The organism is Falsiruegeria sp. JB4-1 (genome assembly GCF_055693495.1).
Genome location: NZ_JBVFTZ010000001.1, coordinates 3,497,841 through 3,517,118, shown reverse-complemented (window position 1 = coordinate 3,517,118; position 19,278 = coordinate 3,497,841). Strand labels below are relative to the sequence as shown.

General features: G+C 55.0%; 9 protein-coding genes and 2 pseudogenes. 5 read left to right on the top strand and 6 right to left on the bottom strand.

The features are described 5' to 3' along the window. Positions 1–5 precede the first annotated feature (5 nt). Positions 6–6,465 (bottom strand): annotated as a pseudogene (locus ACZ1HE_RS17955) (type I polyketide synthase). Positions 6,466–6,727: 262 nt separating this feature from the next. Continuing rightward, a complete protein-coding gene (locus tag ACZ1HE_RS17950) occupies positions 6,728–8,191 on the bottom strand; it encodes a hypothetical protein (protein WP_472622984.1) in 1,464 nt (487 codons plus the stop codon). A 196-nt stretch (positions 8,192–8,387) separates the two neighbouring features. On the opposite strand from ACZ1HE_RS17950, the gene ACZ1HE_RS17945 reads away from it, so the two are divergent. Beyond that, entirely contained in the window at positions 8,388–9,146 is a 759-nt protein-coding gene (locus ACZ1HE_RS17945; protein WP_472622982.1) for a WecB/TagA/CpsF family glycosyltransferase, read from the top strand. A 54-nt stretch (positions 9,147–9,200) separates the two neighbouring features. Here ACZ1HE_RS17945 and ACZ1HE_RS17940 read toward each other — a convergent pair whose 3' ends face one another. Next, positions 9,201–10,166 carry a glycosyltransferase family 2 protein gene (locus ACZ1HE_RS17940; protein ID WP_472622980.1) on the bottom strand — a complete coding sequence of 322 codons (966 nt, stop codon included), beginning with the start codon at positions 10,164–10,166 and terminating at the stop codon, positions 9,201–9,203. After that, positions 10,163–11,251: a glycosyltransferase family 4 protein gene (locus ACZ1HE_RS17935; protein ID WP_472622978.1), complete on the bottom strand. Its 1,089-nt coding sequence runs from the start codon at positions 11,249–11,251 to the stop codon at positions 10,163–10,165. The genes ACZ1HE_RS17940 and ACZ1HE_RS17935 overlap by 4 nt, the downstream gene beginning before the upstream one ends. Before the next feature lie 248 nt (positions 11,252–11,499). On the opposite strand from ACZ1HE_RS17935, the pseudogene xylB reads away from it, so the two are divergent. From xylB to ACZ1HE_RS17915, 4 genes and pseudogenes are all read left to right on the top strand, one after another. Continuing rightward, positions 11,500–12,947 (top strand): annotated as a pseudogene (gene xylB / locus ACZ1HE_RS17930) (xylulokinase). Beyond that, positions 12,944–14,248: a xylose isomerase gene (gene xylA / locus ACZ1HE_RS17925; protein WP_472622976.1), complete on the top strand. Its 1,305-nt coding sequence runs from the start codon at positions 12,944–12,946 to the stop codon at positions 14,246–14,248. Before xylB ends, xylA begins: the two are co-directional and overlap by 4 nt. Before the next feature lie 3 nt (positions 14,249–14,251). Further along, positions 14,252–15,193 (top strand): aldose epimerase family protein, encoded by a 942-nt coding sequence (locus ACZ1HE_RS17920; protein WP_472622974.1) that lies wholly within the window; start codon positions 14,252–14,254, stop codon positions 15,191–15,193. Beyond that, the gene (locus ACZ1HE_RS17915; protein WP_472622972.1) at positions 15,190–16,488 is read left to right on the top strand and encodes a cytochrome-c peroxidase; all 1,299 of its coding nucleotides are present in this window, start codon (positions 15,190–15,192) and stop codon (positions 16,486–16,488) included. Before ACZ1HE_RS17920 ends, ACZ1HE_RS17915 begins: the two co-directional genes overlap by 4 nt. On the opposite strand, the gene ACZ1HE_RS17910 is transcribed toward ACZ1HE_RS17915, so the two are convergent. Together ACZ1HE_RS17910 and ACZ1HE_RS17905 are read right to left on the bottom strand one after the other, a co-directional pair. After that, entirely contained in the window at positions 16,485–18,032 is a 1,548-nt protein-coding gene (locus ACZ1HE_RS17910) for a CRTAC1 family protein (protein WP_472622970.1), read from the bottom strand. The two genes, ACZ1HE_RS17915 and ACZ1HE_RS17910, sit on opposite strands and share 4 nt — an antisense overlap. Next, positions 18,022–19,188, bottom strand: a complete 1,167-nt coding sequence (locus tag ACZ1HE_RS17905; protein WP_472622968.1) for an ROK family protein — start codon at positions 19,186–19,188, stop codon at positions 18,022–18,024. The genes ACZ1HE_RS17910 and ACZ1HE_RS17905 overlap by 11 nt, the downstream gene beginning before the upstream one ends. Positions 19,189–19,278 lie beyond the last annotated feature (90 nt).

Below are 19,278 nucleotides of genomic sequence, written 5' to 3'. Positions count from 1 at the left end.
GTAATCTACTCGGCAGCCGTTGCGCTTGCCCAGGTCGCACTGTCGGTTTTGTTGTCTCCGTCTGCTTGGTCAAGATAGGTTCTCAGCTTTTCAGCCAATACCGAGACATTAGGTACCAAGACCATGCTGTCGTGATCACCCGGAACTTCGACGACTTCAACCTCGGGGGCCCATTTGCCCCAATCGTTGTCATTGAATACGTACTCGCGTTGCTCACTCACCCAATTGCCGCCGCTGACTTTCCAGTGCTTGTCCATTGGGGGCCGAAAAAGGGTCATTGGGCCGCTCCACGGTTGCACTTGGTATGCCTGGATGGCTTCGAGAAACGCGAGCTCAACCTTGACGTTGTTAAAGGCAGTTGCAACGTTTTCTTCGGGTCGCGGGGCTTTGCGTTTTTCCAATTCCCATTGCCAGCGATTGCGAACCCACTCGCGCAAGTACGCAGGCCCTTTTGACTTGAACTGCTGGAGTTTGATCAGTGCTTTGTCTTTGCGGGTCAATGAAGGGCGAATGGGCAACGGGGAATCCAGCAGAGCCAGAACGGCAACCTCCTCACCGGCAGCCGTGAGCTGCTGCGCCATTTCATAGGCCGTAATACCACCGCCGGAAAAACCGCCCAACATATAGGGACCGCTTGGTTGGATCATACGAAGCTCGGCCACATAGGCCCGGGCAGCGTCGTCCAGGCGCCTATGCGGCTCGTCGGTTCCGACCAAACCTTTAGCTTGAAGGCCAAAGACCGGACGATCATTGCCCAACATCAGGGCAAGATGGCGCAGGTTTAACACGTTGCCGCCCATACCTGCGACAAGGAAGAATGGTGTGGCACTTGAGTTTTCAGCCTGATGCAGCGGCACGAGATGCTTATACTCAGTGTCTGTTGGGCGCGTATTGTCTTCGACGGACGATGATATGTCCCCCACTCGTGCAGCGATCCTTTCTGCGATCCTTGCCACACTGGGGGCTTCGAACAGGACTGAGATCGGGAACTCGATCTTGTACATACGGTTGATTTGGGCGAACAAGCGAACCGCAATCAACGAGTGCCCACCGAGGTCAAAGAAACTGTCCTGAGTGCCAACCTGACTAACACCCAGCAAAGTTTCAAAGAACCCAGCCAGCGTCTTTTCGATTTCGGTTTCCGGTGCAACATATTCGGTATCAAGATCAGGTCGTTCGAAACTCTGCGCGTTGTCGCTTACTTGTTCGGATACGGCATCAGCCTGTTGTAGCAAAGCAGGCAGATTTAACGGGCTGAGGATCACCTGAGGTCGGTCCGCCGCAATTGCGCGGCGCAGAGCCGCGGGACCTTCGTCGGCTCGAATACCTTGCGCGATCTGTCGGTGCAGTCTGAGTTCTTCGGGTGAGAGTGGAGCATCGATGCCAGGGGCTGCTAGCCCCAGATCCACGGCTGAGGCATCGGCAGGACCCGAGATCTCTATCGCCAACTCTTCGGTCAACCGCTTCATCTGGAAGCCGGAAATATCGACACAGATGTTGCCTTGCGCGTCGCACAAGGTGATGTCGAAAGACGTAAATCCACTGATTGGAGTGGCGCCCTCTGACATGCGCACCCAACTACGGACGTCTGCGGGCAGGGCATCATAGACCCGAAGACTGCGATATGAAACGGGCACCCAAAGCGCTTCGTCGTCATAGGTTTCCGCCAACGAGATGGCCCAACCCGTAGCAAGATCCATCAGACCCGGGTGAATTTGATAGCCTTGTAAAAGGTCACTGTGATGGACGTCAGGCAGCGCCAGCCGCGCCAATCCTTCGCTGTCACCGAAGGCCGTGTTGCGTAGCACATGCCAACGCGATCCGAAGTTCAAATGGCGTTCTTGCGGCGAACGTAACCGACCATCCAACGGTGCTGTTTCGGACTTTGGGCAGCGCGTTGCAATATTACTCAGGTTCAATGGAGTTGGACGCGCGTCATCGAGCAAATTCAGGGTCGCCTGTGCGTTCAGAACATACCCGTCAGCACCATTGCTGTGGACAGTAAATGTCACTTCGTCCGCCTTGTGTTCGAGCCGGACCACAACCTCGCGGGATTGGTCGGGCTTCACGTCCAGTGGTCGGAAGAAAAACAGATCCCGGATCTCGTAGGGAACGTCGATCCCATGCGCCTTGAGAGCCTGAGCCGCCAGTTCAATGTAACCAGTGCCGGGCATGAGCGCGGTTCCATCGCGTGTGCGGTGTTCGTTGAACACCCAGTGCTCGTCCAGGCGCATGTGCGATACAAAGATTCGGTTGCCGTCGGCACCGAACCCCATCTCGTCTAACAGCGGCAAGTCGGTGGCTTCACGCTCGGTTGGCTGGGCTCCATCCGTGCGCGCTGACATGGCTTCCGCGGCCATACCTACGTCCGACCAAACACCCCAATTTACGGCCACAACACGAGTTGCGGCGTTTCGGCGAGACCTTGCCCAAGCATTCAGGTACTCGTTTGCAGCGACATAATCGACCTGACCAGCAGGGCGCGTTGCGGCACTGGACGAGGAAAAGAGTACCATCAATTCCAACATTCCATCTGGGAACAAGGTGTTCAAAACCTGTAGGCCGTTAATCTTGGGGGCCAGAACCTGCTGAATCTCGGCTTCGTTCTTGGTGGCAATTAGTCCATCGGCGATGTGCCCCGCAGCATGTATCACGCCATTCAGGGCGCCAAAGGTGTCTTCAGCCAGTCGAACAGCAGCACGCATTTGGTCGATGTTGCAAACATCTGCAGACACAGCCATGACGCGGCCGGTCTCGATAGCCTGTAGTTCGCGCATGGCAGTAATTCGTCGAACCAGTCGATCGTTGGGACTGTGAGTGCTTTGATAACTGTCCCACTGCTCTTGCGGAGGCAGGACATCACGTGAGAGCAACACGACGTTGGCATTGTTGTTGCGCATCAGATCGGCTGCCAATGTCAGGCCGATACCGCCAAAGCCACCGGTTATCAGGTACGTCCCTCCCTCAGAGAAGACGGCTGCTTCGGGAGACTTCAACTGAAGGTGCTTGTAGCTCTGTCCAAATCGTTGGGTGCCGCGCAAAGCCGCAATCGTGTTGCCAGGCTCGGCCAGCAATTCCTCCAGGATGCGAGTTGTAAGTGTATCATCCCCAAGGGGTGATTTTGTGCGGCCACGCGACCAAAAATTAACGGCCTCGACCTCGGGCAAGTCGATGTCGATCGTGGCACAGGTGACGCCGGACATCTCGTGCGGGATGACGCCCGCGGGCCCTGCGATGGTGGCCTTTTCAGGATAGGGTAGTGCTTCTCCACGAACCTGCGCAGCGCCCGTGGTGAAGACAGCAATATGCAGTGCTCCGGGCAGTTCGACGCTGGTCATGGCCTGCGCCAGTGACGTCAAGCTCAAGAAGCCATGCTCCATGTTGCGGTCATAGAAGCTATGACCAGGACGGAAGGTTTCGGAGCGTGTAACCAGCCAGAAGTGACCTATCCGATCGGGCAGTCGGTCTGCTTCGGTCAAGTGGTGAAACAGGTTGTCGTGACCATGTCGCCCCTGTTCAGGTGGGACCTGATACAAATCATCTCCCAGTTTGGCATATGTGTCGCCTGCTCGTATCCGGGTAACGACATGGCTAGGCTGCGGATAAGCGCTCTATTGCAGGGGCCGCGACACCTGCATCGTCCTCAAAGATCAGCCAGTTTAGTGGCTCGGTCTCTTCCAACTCGGTTTCAACGTCTACGTCACATTCTGCCAACCGAGGGCGCCATGCTGGGCGCCAGCCCCAGTCTCCAAGGTCATCCGAGCGTTTCAGGGAAGGGGTGCTGACTTGTGTGCTTTGCGTGCCGGGTTCGATGAAATAGCGGCTTCGCTGAAATGCATAGGTCGGCAGCGGTAGACGATGACGTTTGGCTTCACCCCATATCTGCGGCCAATCGGCCTCAACTCCACACGCCCATAGACGCCCGATTACTTGCAGGAAAAATGCGTCATCGGGGATATCTTGATCCGGGTGCCGCAGCGAGCTCAGAACCTGCCCGGGCGAAACCCTGTCAGCCATCTGTGCCAGCGAGCTTAAAGCCTTGCCAGGTCCAACTTCCAAATAGACGCGGGATGGTTCAGTTGCCAGCGTGTTGATGCAATCGGCAAAATGCACGGTATTGCGCAACTGACCCACCCAATATTCCGGATCGGTGGCCTGCTCATTCGTCAGTGGCAGCCCCGTGCGGTTTGACAACACCGGCATCTGAGGCGGCGAAAGGCTAATACTTTGTAAAAATGAACGATAGCTATCCAGAATTGGTTTCAGCATCCGCGAGTGTGCCGCGATGTCGATCGCGATGCGCTGATGATCGATATCTTGACGAACCAGCTCCTGCGCCAGCTTATCCAGAGCATTCTGCGGCCCGCTCACTGCTGTCAGTCGTGGGGCATTGACCGATGCGATGTCCAGATCGTCACCTATCATGGCTTGTACTTCTGGCAAGGGGAGCGAAATCGACAGCATTCCTCCGGCCGGAACGGTATCAAACAGACGCCCGCGTAGCAGCACAAGATCAATACAATCCTCGAATGACATGATACCCGCCAGACATGCGGCCGTGTTTTCACCCATCGAATGACCAACGAGAGCTGCAGGATTTACCCCCCAATCCATCCAGAGTTGAGCCAGAGCGTATTCAACAATCATGATCAAAGGCAGTTGAACCGACGGCTGGGTCAGTTTTGCCTCTGCTTCAGCCGAGCCATTTTCAGGCAACCAGATAGCGCGAATGTCGTAGTCGAGTTGTTTTTGCAGGTGTTCCAACCCACGATCCATCCATTCGGCAAACACTGGTTCGGTTTCATAAAGATCGCGTGCCATACCCGCGTATTGCGCACCGCCGCCCGGGAACATGAACACTGTGTCTGGCGAACCTTCGATCGCGTCATGCGAAAACACCATCCGAGGATCGGCAGTTTCCAAAAGTTCAACGGCGTGTTCGGGTGTTTCCGCGACCAACACGCGGCGCTTTTCGAAAGCACGGCGGCCTTCTTTCAAGGTATAGGCTACGTCGGCGAGATCCAGGTCAGGATTGGATCGCAAATGATCTGCCAGGCTTCTGGCATTTGCATCCAGTCCCGATTTTGAACGGGCAGAAAGACACAGCACGTGGAACGGAAAGTCGCTTTCGTCCGAGGCGCCGCGATCAGGTGCTTGCTCAAGAATTGCATGAGCATTTGTGCCGCCGACACCGAGCGCGTTCACAGCTGCACGACGCGGTCCCTTGTGTGATGTCCAGTCACTCAGTCGGTCATTGACCTTGAAGGGGCTGGTTTCAAAGTCGATGGCTGGGTTCGGGGCTTCATAGCCCAAAGAGGGCGGAATTTTCTTATGATGCAGGCCAAGCGTGGTTTTTACCAAACCTGCGATTCCCGCTGCCGTGTCCAGATGCCCGATGTTGGTCTTGACTGATCCAACGCGGCAATAGGCAACGTCGTCGGTTTGTTTTCGGTAAGCCTCGGTCAAGGCAGAGATTTCGATTGGGTCACCCAGGTACGTTCCAGTGCCGTGACATTCGACATAGTCGATGGTGTCAGCGGCGACATCAGCTTCGGCCAGCGCCGCGCCCACTGCTGTGGCTTGCCCATCGACGCTTGGCGCCAGGTATCCGGCCTTGGCTGCGCCGTCATTGTTCACAGCCGAGCCTTTGATCACGGCCCAGATATGATCACCATCCGCCATCGCCTCATCCAGTCGACGCAGCGCAACTGCGCCCGAACCCGAGCCGAACACAGTTCCCTGCGCGCGATGGTCAAAGGCGTGGCAATGACCGTCCGGACTAAGGATCTCATTCTCCTTGTAGAGATACCCACGACCCTGCGGCAGTTCGATGGTGACGCCACCTGCGAGAGCCATGTCAATCTCGCCCTCTCTCAGGGCTTTGCAGGCATAGTGGATAGCGACCAAAGACGTGGAACACGCTGTTTGAATGTTGATTGACGGCCCTTTGAGGTCAAAGACATGGCTCACCCGTGTCGACAGGAAATCCTTGTCGTTGCCAGTATGACGCAACAAAAACATGCCCGTCTCATCCACAAGGCCAGGATTGGAGCAGATGTTAAAATAGAAATAGCTGCCCATTCCGCAGCCCGCGTAGACGCCGACAGGGCCGTCAATAGTTTCGGGGGGATGCCCGGCATCCTCCATTGCTTCCCAAGCGACTTCAAGAAACTTGCGGTGTTGTGGGTCAAGGATTGCAGCTTCCTTTGGACTAAACCCGAAGAAATCGGCGTCAAAGTCGGCAAACCCGTCCAGCAGAGCAGCAGCTGGTACATAGTTCGGATCGGATAGCAGGTTTGGGTCTTCGCCAGCAGCCAGCAAAGTCTCTTCGTCCAGTGAACGGATAGATTCAACTCCGTTCCGCAAGTTGCGCCAAAATTCCGAAGTTGAAGAGGCGCCTGGGACGCAAACGGACATGCCAACAATGGCAATGTCACCAGTATATTGTTTTTTACCTGCTACCATAGTCTGACCAAACGATCCCCAGTTCGTTCATATCAGCCCACACACCCGTACCGAATGTACCGGACGCTAAACCGGGCCGAAAGCATTCAATTTTATCTATCTTACCAAGATGACCCTAACGCACTGATTTCGTGCTATAAAGCATTTCCGTCATTTCGGTTCCCCCTCATGGTACCGCGACAATCCCCTTGATCCCCGATCATTGCGGCAACAATGCGAACAATATGTGATCAAAGAAGACATCAAGTTAAGGGGAAAATGATCACAGAATACTGCGGCTGCCCTTTGGCTGTGATCGGGCCCGCATGACCGGCCCTTCGCCAAACAATGTAGGGCGGCGTTGCTCCTTGACCGGGAACCTCAACCGTTCCGCGTAACCCAATACTGCTCCCGCACATAACCACGTAAATGGCGTTAGGGTCGCATTCAAGAGCATGTCCATCATGGTTGCAGCCAGGATTATCGTAATTGGCGCCACATAAGGGGATAATTCGGAAGCCGGGATCTTTCGGCTGTAGATGAACAACAAGAGAATTGGCAAGGTAAGCAATCCCATCTGCCCAACATAACCAACCCAGCCGAAGGTGCCGAAGATAATGATCCACATGCCGTCAGGAATCGTCAGGATATCGGCAGTTTCCTGATGCCGAACAAGATTTCGGCCCCAACCACCCCACCCGAACCAGGGTTTCTCGTGGGCTCTTTCAAGTAGTGCTTCTTCGTTGTCGAAACGGTACTCCAGTGATTGCGCCCGCGCTGGATTGATTTCTTGTGCCTGGGCAACGATCTCGTCCAACGGAACGACGCCCACATTTCGCAGCATCGGATAACCTGCTGCAAAGAAAGCAAGAACCAGAGCGAGTAAGATTTTTTGTCTCTCGCCAAAGAACAACATTACCGGCGTCAGCAATAAGCCATAGCCCAAAGACGCAAGGCTTTTGCAGGCATTGAGAACCAAAAGCAAATAGGCAGTCGCGGCGCCCCAGTATAGTCGCGTTCTGCCTCGCGACATGCGAGTCAAAGCAGCTGCAGACGCTAGTGCAGTGACCATGAAGAATGCCAGCCACAAGCCATGGGGCAGGAACACGATGGGTCGGAACCCGCCTTCGCGGATCATCTGCTGGAAATCGTGCTGAAAGAACCCGTAGACGTAGATGTTTATCAATGGGCTGAGCAGAATTTCCGCAATCGCAGGTATCGAATAAACCAGCCCGGCAACCGCCAATCCGATCAGAAGCTCACGCAAACCTGTATCTGTTGACACAAACGTCATGCCAAGAAAAAATGGAAGTAGAACAACGGCTTGGTTGATCATCACAGAGAGCAGATCCCGCAACCCCAAGCCTGGGACGTGGTTTGTTATGAACCGAATGGGCTCACTGCCCGCGAGGACCTGAAAAACCATGGGTTCCTGATTGGTCAGAACCGTGGGGATGACACACAAAAAGAACAAAGCGACCAATATCCTGGACGGCACCGACCGCGGCCACATCGACATCCACCGATCAGCAACGAGAGTGCAACCGATGAAAGCTCCGATCGAAGATATGGAATCCTTGTTCATGGACGGTACCAATGGCAGGTCAAATTCGGCAACCGGAGGAAGGATTAGATAACCGCCCAGAATGCTCCAGATAATCGCACGTTCGAGTGGGATTTTGCGGAACAGGATCACGCAGACAATGGGCCAAATCAACAGCATCAGATATGCGAACGCGTTAGGCATCGGGTCCAGTTTCTTCTGGTCAGGTTGTTGTGTGCACAGTAGCAGCCTCGGGCTGACGTGTCGCGGTATAGCGTGGCAATGGGGCATTGAAGTGGCGACAATCAAGCGGTTTTGCATCGTCTTGCGGGAACGGCACACCACTCTGGCGCTTTGGTTTTTACATCTATAAGCAAAGAACAAAGGGCAGGAGCACAGCGTGCAGTTTTCTTTTTCCGGCACGACCATTCAGGTTAATATCCCTGATCGGGAAACCTTGTTGTCAAAAGTTGGCGAAAGGTTTCGATCCGGTCAGGGGTTTGCGCTGGCGACGATCAATTTGGACCACCTGGTTAAGCTGGGTAAAGATGACAAGTTCGCAAAGGTTTACGCCGCGCAAGATTTTGTTGTCGCAGATGGGCGGCCAATTGTTTGGCTGTCCAGGTTGGCAAAGCAACCGGTCGAACTCTTGCCCGGATCTGATCTGGTAGGCCCGCTGGCCCAGGTAGCTGCTGCCGAAGGTGTGCCCGTTGCTTTGGTAGGGAGTACAGCGCAGGCTCTGGAGGACGCAAAGGCGTCTTTGGAAGCGGACACTCCCGGTATCAAAATAGTCTACTGCGAGGCGCCACCATTTGGGTTTGTGACAGATGGAGAGTTGGCTGCGACTATCTTGAAAAAACTGAATGAGGCAGAAGTCGGTTTGTGTTTTCTTGCGTTGGGAGCACCCAAGCAAGAAAGCCTGGCGGTACTGGGGCGCCAGATATGCCCTCGCGTGGGTTTTGCTTCGATAGGTGCAGGCTTGGATTTTCTTGGCGGGCATCAGGTTCGAGCCCCACGGTGGGTACGTGCTCTGGCCCTTGAATGGGTGTGGCGAGCTCTTTCGAATCCGGTGCGACTGGTCCCTAGGTATATGCTTTGCCTTGCGATACTGCCGCGTCAGGTGCAGCAGGCATTACGACTTCGCAGGGAACAAAAATAGCAAGACGCCGGACTGGGGTTGCAGCTCCACAATCCAAACAGTCAGAGCACGTGGCTATTTGTATTCAATAATCTGGTGGAGGTCTCCGGAGCGGCGTGTTCGCCAATACTTGAGCATTCCCAAGAGGTTTGGGAATTTGGATATCGTTAAGAACCCAGCATGACGATAGCATTCATCGTCAGGAAGGCCATTGGACCGCAAATCACGCGCCGTTTTGCAATACGACAGCCCGTACAGCGCCAGCACACCAGCGGGCAGCCAAAAGGAGACGAAACTCCCGACAAGGGCGATCATCGGCAAGACTAGCCCATAGGCGAGTATTCTAAGGCGTTCACGACGGTAGTGCCCTGGGTGCAGGTCCGCGACATGGGTATAGGCATGTCCAGCTCGCACCGCACGGCGCCACCATTGCGAAAATCGAGTGATATTTGCATCGTGTCGCGTCATCGCAAGCGGGAGACGCTCCAGTTTCCATCCGGCCTTGGCAATACGTAAACAGAATTCTTCATCTTCGCCTGCGATCGCCTGGGGGGCAAAGCCTCCGACTGCAGAAAATGCCTCGGCTCTAACGCACATGTCGCCGCCGCAACCTTCAATCGGACCTGCTGGGCGATGCCATTCAAAATCGCACATCTGGTTGTAAACACTGGTATTTCGATTGACCTCCGAGCGCCAGCCAGTAACGACCCCGAGGTTGGGGTCGCGGTCAAGCGCTTGGCTTGCTTCTTTTATCCAATCAGGTTCCAAGGCGCAGTCGCCATCGATGAACTGGACGTACACTGGCGGGGAGCCGGAAGCTAAGTGTTCGTAACCCGCGTTTCGCGCCCGAGCAGCGCTGAATGGCATGGACATGTCCAACTCGACAACTTGTGCGCCCGCGTCACGTGCTGCCGCGACACTGCCATCTGTCGAACCGGAATCCACATAAACAATGCGCTCGGCTTGTCCCACTGCGGCATTTAGGGCGCGCACTAGGCGCTCCCCCTCGTTTCGCCCGATCAAAACCAGATCAACGCTCATGGTGTTTGCCCGTTCAACAGAGCTGTCAGAGTTTCTTCCATTCTGTCGCAGGCCTGTTCCCACCCATTCTTTTGTGCAACTGAAAAACAGGCATCAGACATGTGTCTCCATTCTGCCTCGGGCAACGCGAGTATCTGAATGGCTTTTTCTGAAAGCGCGTCTTCGTCCTCGACATCCACAACAAAGCCGGTTTCGCCATCGACAATCAGGTCAGGCGCGGCCCCCACACGAGTGCACACAAACGGAGTGCGGCATGCCATTGCTTCGAGCAGGGGTAAGTAAAACCCCTCTGACGTGCTGGTGCCCAGAAAAACATCGCATTGAGCATAGATTTTCCGAATTTCGTCCTGTTCCGGACGTCTGTAGTAAGAGCTTCCAGAGGGCAGGGATATTTCTGGCGGCAGGGTTTCGGTGCCAAAAGCGACGACGCGAAGTGATGGAAATTTCTTATGGACCCGGTTGATGACATTGAGCGCGGTTCTTGTCCCCTTGATTGGGTTCGACGAATAGAGAAATCCGATTGTTGGTTGCGTAGATTTGCCCCGTACAGGTGCGTGGAATTGCGACAGGTCTGCGCCATTTGGCATCACGATAGCATCGTTGCGATCGTATTCTTGACGCAAGACATCATCGAGCCATCCTGCCACTACAAGCGGCTGAAGGGGCAGATAGTAGGTCGCACGCGATATCTGCCCGGGGAGCGGTGAAAACACCTCATGCCCCTGAATGAGATAACATTTGTGCCCTTTGCTTGCTGGCATGGCAGCGGCTGCAAATGCCGTTTCCCACCAAGTTGCGATGATTACATCTGCGTCCGGTATATCGGTTTCCGAGAATTGAAAGTCACTGGTTGCGGCTTCGTGAACCAATTCAGGAATCTTGTGATAGTGCCCGATTTCATCTGCGTATTCAGGTTTTCCGCCTGGCAGCAGTGAACGGAGCCATTCCCTGCGGCTTTCGATCCGTTCGCAAGGGGTCACGATCGTGACCTGGTGCCCACGGTCATGCAGCATTCTGGCATACGTGGCGATCACACGAGTCCCGCCTGACAGGTTGGACCGTGGACTGAGAAAGGTAATCCTCAATGCGAACTCCTTTGCCGCTCTTCTACCGAAACGTTTCTAACACCAATACCGGCAGGGGTGGTTCGGTTTTTGGTTCTGACCTGCCTACGACTTTGATCAGGCGGTAATTGCGGAAGAATTGTGGTCTGTTTTCGACAAAAGTCATTGCAAAATCAAGGATCAACGCGCTTGCTGAATTTTAATTTGACATAAAAATTAAATAAAGCATGATTGTTACAGCGCGTGCAAATCACGCTTGGGGAGACTGGATGTTTATCGGACTGGACTTGGGAACCTCTGGGGTGCGGGCGCTGCTTGTCGACGTGGATGGCACACCGCAGGCCAGTGCGGACCAGTCACTTGCCGTGTCTTATCCCAAAATCGGCTGGAGCGAGCAGAACCCACAGGATTGGGTTGCTGCATGTCAGGCAGCCATTGCCAAGCTGACTTCGGAACGTCCCGAAGCAATGAAGCGGGTAGAAGGGATCGGGCTGTCCGGTCAAATGCACGGTGCGACGCTTTTGGATGCAGAGGGTTCCGTTTTGCGGCCTTGCATACTTTGGAATGATACGCGCAGTCATGCGCAGGCGGCTCGTCTTGATCAGCTAGCGCAGGTGCGAGCCTTGTCGGGTAACATCGTATTTCCCGGATTTACCGCTCCCAAATTGTTGTGGGTGGCAGAACACGAAGCTGATCTGTTTGCGGCGGTTGGAAAAGTTCTTCTGCCTAAGGATTACTTGAGTTACTGGCTAACAGGTCGATTCGTCTCGGACATGTCGGACAGCGCAGGAACAAGTTGGCTGGACGTAGGTGCTCGCCAATGGTCTGGACACTTGTTGGCAGCAAGCCGGATGCGGCTGGACCAGATGCCCGACCTAGTTGAGGGAACGGATGTCGTCGGAATGATCCGGCCAGAGCTGGCACGTGACCTAGGGTTGTCTGAAAACGTACAAGTTGTTGCAGGCGGCGGGGACAATGCCGCGGCCGCTTGCGGCGTTGGCGCGCTAAACGAAGGTGACGGTTTCGTCTCGCTTGGAACGTCAGGGGTGTTGCTGGCGGCCCGCGATGGTTTCCAGCCAAAACCGGAAAGCGCCGTTCACACGTTTTGTCATGCTGTGCCTGATACCTGGTATCAGATGGGCGTCATTCTTGCGGCTACCGATTGTCTGAACTGGCTGTCAAAGATCGCGGGCGCCACGCCAGCCGAATTGACTAGTGAGCTTCGTGACGTTCGCACTCCGTCAAAGGTGAAGTTTCTGCCGTATCTGTCAGGAGAGCGCACACCGCATAACGACAGCGCAGTACGGGGGCTTTCGTGGGGTTGGACATTGCGACGGATCGTGCCGAGTTGACCCAGGCCGTTCTGGAAGGTGTCAGCTTTGCACTGCGTGACGGTCTTGAGGCCTTGCGGAAGACCGGAGCGAACCTGCCCAGTCTGCTGGCAATCGGTGGAGGCACGCAATCGCGCTATTGGGTGGAGCTGTTGGCCACCGTTTTGGGAATTCCTTTGCAACTCCCCAAGCAAGGCGAACTCGGAGCCGCCCTTGGGGCGGCCCGCTTGGCGATATGTGGTGTAACTGGTGCTGCGCCGTCAGAGATCATGACCAAACCCTTGATTGCTGAAACCGTTGACCCCAACCAAACTCTCCAACCCGCGTTCGAGGACGCCTACGCAGTCTTCTCTTCGTCCTATCCCGCCTTGAAAGCCATGCCATGACACAGTTTTTCCCCGAAATCGCTCCGATCACCTACCAAGGCCCTGACAGCTCTGACCCGATGGCGTTCCGTCATTACAACCCGGACCAAGTCGTCTTGGGCAAGCGGATGGAGGATCACCTGCGGTTTGCCGTTGCCTACTGGCATTCCTTCGCGTGGGAAGGTGGGGATCCGTTTGGAGGTCAAACCTTTGAACGCCCATGGCACCCGCAGGATGAAATGGGGCGAGCCAAGATCAAAGCAGATGCTGCGTTTGAAATGTTCGACATTCTGGGGCAACCGTTTTTTTGCTGGCATGACGCTGACATTCGGCCGGAAGGGGCAGATTTTGCAGAATCCTTGCGCAATTTTGAAGAGATCATCGACTATTTTCTGGCAAAAATGGAAACCCGCAAAACACGTCTGCTGTGGGGAACGGCGAACATGTTCAGCCATCGTCGTTGGATGTCTGGTGCCTCGACCAACCCAGACCCGGATGTCTTTGCTTATTCGGCTGCAACCGTGAAGACCTGCATGGACGCCACCCACAAGATGGGTGGCGAGAACTATGTCTTGTGGGGAGGGCGTGAAGGGTATGAAACGTTGCTCAACACGGATCTTTCACGAGAGCTGGACCACATGGGCCGCTTCTTGAACATGGTTGTCGATTACAAACACAAAATCGGCTTCAAGGGCACAATTCTGGTTGAACCCAAGCCGCAAGAACCCTCCAAACACCAGTATGATTTTGACGCGGCAACTTGTATCGGATTTTTGCGAAAGTACGGGCTGGAGAATGAGGTAAAACTGAACCTGGAGCAGGGGCACGCGATTTTGGCCGGGCACTCGTTCGAGCATGAGGTCGCGGTGGCTGCGGCTGAAGGGATGTTGGGGTCGATTGACATGAACCGCAATGACTACCAATCCGGTTGGGACACGGATCAATTTCCCAATAACGTCCCCGAGGTTGCTTTGACATACTACTACATCCTGCGAGCCGGTGGCCTGGGAACCGGGGGCACCAACTTTGATGCCAAACTGCGACGTCAGTCATTGGATGCAGTGGATCTGATTGCGGCACATGTCGGCGCGATGGATATCTGTGCAAGGGGACTAATGGCTGCGGCAGCGATGCTGGAAGATGGCGGATTGGATGCAGCTCTTAAGGATCGATACGCGGGCTGGGACAGCAATGAGGCGCAGACGATGCTGAACAGCGATTTTGACAGCATCTTTGCGGATGTCGTGAATGGTTCGATCAACCCACAACCGAGATCGGGGCGACAGGAAATTCTTGAAAACTATGTAAACCGGTTCGTCTGACGCGTGGAGATCCGGCGGCATGTTCTGAGTGACGGCGACGTATCTGTCGCCATTCTGTCGCTTGGCTGCATAACCCAGGATTGGCGCGTCCCCGTGAATGGAACCCGGGTCCCCGTGGTACTGGGGTATGAACATCCGCAGGAATACCTGCACAACCCGTGTTTTCTGGGCGCGATCGTCGGGCGACTGGCGAACCGGGTTTCGGGCACAGGGTTCGAATGGGATGGCACACGATACGAACTGCCAGCAAACGAAGCACCCAACCACCTGCATGGTGGGAGCGAAGGGCTGCATAGTCAAAACTGGACGATGGAAGCGGACGGCAATCGTGCGGTTCAACTTCGCCTAACGTCCAAGCACGGGGACCAAGGTTATCCGGGGCGATTGGAATTGACGGTTACGGTCTCATTGTCGGGACACTGTTTGACCTACGACATGCAGGCGATCAGCGATCGGCCAACACCTGTCAATCTGGCGCAGCATTCTTATTATGCACTGGGGCAAGGGGACAGCACCCTGCACATTCCGGCTCGGGGGATTACGCCTGTTGACGACAGGATGATACCATTGGGCCACATTGCTACAGTGCACGGCAAGGTGTTTGACTTTTCCAAGCCCCGGTGGCTTTCAAAAGCTATTCAGGAGACCGGCGGTTTGGACATGAACTTCGTACTGGATGGAACGCAGGTCGTTGCTAGGAGTGGGCAGTTGACGTTGGAGTTGGAAACTGACCAACCCTGCCTGCAGCTTTATACTGGTCAATTCCTCGAGCGTTTCAACACGCCGCTTGAGGGACAGTCTCATATTCCGTTTTCCGGTTATTGTCTTGAACCACAGGGCTATCCCAATGCGGTTAATACGCAGGCTTTCCCCACAACCATCGCGACGCCCGAACGCCCATATCGGCAACGGTTGAGCGTTACGATCCGTGAGGATGAAATATGATTTTCCGTTTCTTCCTCGCTCTGTGTGTGGGCTCAGCCGCATTTGCTGAGGAACTGCCACGTGCTGAACCGACTTTCCCACCGGTCAACATGGACGAAGTAGAGCTGGGGCATCTACTGTTTTTTGACCCAGTGCTCAGCGGCAATCGGTCCGTGTCTTGCGCAACTTGCCATCATCCACGTTTCGCCACGTCAGATGGTGTGTCCTTAGGCATCGGTGACGGAGGCATCGGGCTTGGCCCCGAACGGCGACCAGACCCGGACAATCTTCCTGAACAGCGGATACCACGCAATTCGTCGGCTTTGTTCAATCTGGGGGCAAGTGAGTTCACCTCCTTTTTTCACGACGGACGGCTAGAAGTGGACACGATGCGCCCCTCTGGCATCCGAACGCCGCTGGGTGCCGAGATGGAAATGGGCTTTGCTTCAGTATTGAGCGCACAGACCATGTTCCCGGTTCTGTCAGGCGATGAAATGGCTGGCCACTATTCTGAGAACGATGTGGCACAGGCCGTGCGGCAAGGCTTCATAACTGGTCCCGGTGGTGCTTGGGACATCTTGTCCATGCGGATCGAAGCAATTCCGGAGTACCGTGCCAGGTTCGACAACGTGATCGGAACTCGCTCAATCGCTTTCACTGACATTTCAAACATGATCGCCGCGTTCATAGCTTTTGAATGGCGAGCAGATGACAGCCCGTTCGACCGTTTTCTTCGCGGCACGTCTACTTTGTCTGCGGCTCAATCTCGCGGTATGGACCTTTTCTATGGTGAAGCAGGATGCTCAACCTGCCACTCGGGTCGTTTTCAAACCGATCATGGGTTCCACGCCATTGCCATGCCTCAGGTCGGTCCGGGCAAGGCCGCACGATTTGAACGACATAACCGCGACGTTGGCCGGATGAGAGTGACAGGGGAAACAGCAGACGCCTTTGCGTTTCGAACGCCTTCCTTACGCAACGTCGAGTTTACGGCCCCCTATGGCCACTCTGGAGCATACGCTTCGCTTAGAGACGTTGTGCGCCACCACCTGAGCCCCATCGAAAGCCTGAGAACCTTTGTTGCGGAGCAGACCGTTTTGCCAGGCGGTTCTTTCGAGACCGACTTCGTGTTGATGGGAAACACAGATGAAGTTCAGGTCATCGCATCAGCCAACCGCTTGAACACTTCCGAGCTTACAGATCAGCAGATTGACGACCTTTTAGCGTTTCTTGGTGCATTGACCGACGAAACAGCCTTGGCGGGCCGTCTGGGCATTCCTGCTCGTGTACCCAGTGGGCTTGAGGTGGAGCATTAGTGAGACGTCGATACATGCAGTCCTTTGGGGCGTCGAACAAGTTTTAGATACTGGTTGGACGGCACTTTTGTCATCTCGGATACAAATCCATCTGGCCAAGTCACGCGCACAAATACGTCCTGCGCGTCACTAAGCCCAAAATGATGATATCCGACACTGTCGCCTGCATGGCCGCCACCGCGCGTGATCTCGCGCAATATCCATTCGTCGCCGTCATTCCGGGTCGAAACCTCGATCCAGCCGCCAACCGCATTCCGGTTCGGGCCAGTTTGTTCAAGGGTCAATGCGATCCAGTTTCCGGTTGAACCCGTTACATTTTGCCAAACTTCCAGAGGAGCACGGCGGTTCACAACTGCGACGTCCAATTTTCCGTCCAGGTTGAAATCCGTCAGAACTGCGCCTCGGCCACGATGCAAGCTGGCTAACCCTGCCTGCAATCCGGCCTCTGAAAAGCTGCCATCCACGGACTGCAACAAAAGGTTATTGGGGTCGTCCAAAGCGCTGTCGGGCATTTGTTCAACGTTGCCTTTGGAGATGAAAATGTCATCCAACCCGTCGTTCTGGACGTCGCCAAATGCGACATGCCATCCGGTAGAAGGGCGTCCATCGCCGCCGCTATAGGGGCGGTGCGCCGTGGTGCCTAGGTTATAAGGCACATCGTCAAACCGGGGGCCGGGACCGATAAGCCGCTGTAACCTTTGGTCGCCCATTGAGGTCAGAAATACTTCTTGCTGCCCATCTCGGTCCAGATCGCGTGCGGCGATACCCATCCCCCACAACTTGTGATCCTGCCAGCCGTCGCCGCTATCAAACAATCGGAGATCCGGTGTCAGCTCCCACAACTGCTCAGCGCCACCGTCAACGTAGTAGTGGCGATCGTTGCTGATGCGAAGGTCTTGTTTGCCGTTTCTGCTCCAATCACTGAACAGCATCGAAAGGGGACAGTATCCAGGCTTCAATTCAATGGGCTCGGCATAGGAGGTTCCGTGTGCCCGATAGAGCTGGTTTGTATCACAAGCACGAAAAGGACCGTCGGGATCGTTCCGGTCAACGTAGTTGCCAAATGCAAGCGTTGGCAGTACCTGCCCAACCTCCCATGTGGCCGAAAAAGCAGTTGTCCATCGATCGTCGCTTGCAAATCCTAGGGTTTCAAAGGGTGAAAACGCGCAATTCGGCCCGCCCTTCAGGATCTTGTTTTCACCAACCCGCAAGATGACAAGATCCATGTGCCCATCCGCATCTATATCCAGCGGGTAAGCTCCGATAACGCCCGTCAAAGCCAGACTGTCAGGAGTGTCGACCGAGAAATTTACGTCACCACCAACAGTCGAGGTATTTCGCAGCAACTGGGCGTCTGCTTCTCCACCAGCCGCATAGAGCTCGGGCAGGGTATCTCCGTCACAGTCGAAACTGGCCAATCCGCCGCCGACGAAATGCTCCCAGCCACCAGAATAGACGTGCTCCGGAATTTCGATGGGCGCGAATTCTACTTCGGCTGATGCTGGAACTGCTAACAAGCCAAGTGCAAGTGCCTCAATCCGCATTTTCGTTCAAATCCTCAAGCGCTAAATCAGACACACGATCCAGCGCATAGGCGGCACCACCTTTGGCCCACATCAGGTCGCCCCATTTATGCACGACAACCTCGGGGGGCTTACGGTCCACCCGGACGATGGATTGTTGCATCGCGTCAATAACCGCGTCTGCATAAAGGTGGTCGAACTGCATCTGTTCACCGGCCAAAATAATGAGCTCAGGATCGAAAATATTGGCCAAGTTTGCCAATCCCATTGCGAAATACTGACCGGCCCGATCAACCACGCTGCGGGCGGTGGGGTCCCCCGTGCGAGCCGCAGCCAACAGGGCTTCCAACCTTTGCACGGGATCTCCACTGGTGTCGGCCTGGGTGGTCAGAGTGGCGTCGCGTAAAAGCGCATAGTCTGCAACATAGGCTTCTAAACAACCGCGCTGGCCACATCGGCACAATGCGCCGTTGAGATGAACTTTGGTATGGCCGAATTCAGCCCCGCACCCTCGCGTTCCTCGATACAGTTCTCCGTCGATCATAAGCCCGAGCCCTACGCCACTTTCGATGGTCACAACCAGAAAATCCGACTTCGCGCGGGCCAGGCCAAAAACGTGCTCGGCAAAGGCGACCAGGTTGGCGTCATTGTCCACGAATGTCGGCACCCCCAATTGATCGCTGAGCAGTTTGCCAAACTCTACGTTCCGTTCATCCAGCGAAGGAGACCAATAGACAAATCCGTTAAGTGCTTCGACGACACCTGCAATACCGACACCGACACCGGATATGTCATCCAATTTGTGCCCGGATTTCCGTGCAAGTTCACCCACCGCCTGTTTCACTTTCTGCGCCAGCAGATCAGGTGCGTGTACGCTTTGATCAAGATCCTGTTCGAAGCACTCCAGTTGCGTGCCTTCAAAATCCAGCAATACCAATGACAGTTTCAGATGAGAGACTTTGACACCGACAATCAGCCGTGCTGATCCGCGAATCTTAAGGTCGACCCTAGGGCGACCACGTCGAGAATCTGGGCCGTCCTCGTGGCGTACAGCCTCTTCAATCAGGCCATGTTGAAGCAATTCAGCAGTGATCGTGGTCACGGTCGCCCGGCTAATGCCCGTCTTTTCGGCCAGTTCAATCCGTGGGATGCGACCTGATTTCCGTATTTCGGCCATCAGTCTCCGTCGACCATATTCTCTTTGTAAAACAGCCATTTAATTGCCGCTTTCCGGTGTTTGCGGACAATGTCATAAATATTGCATTGT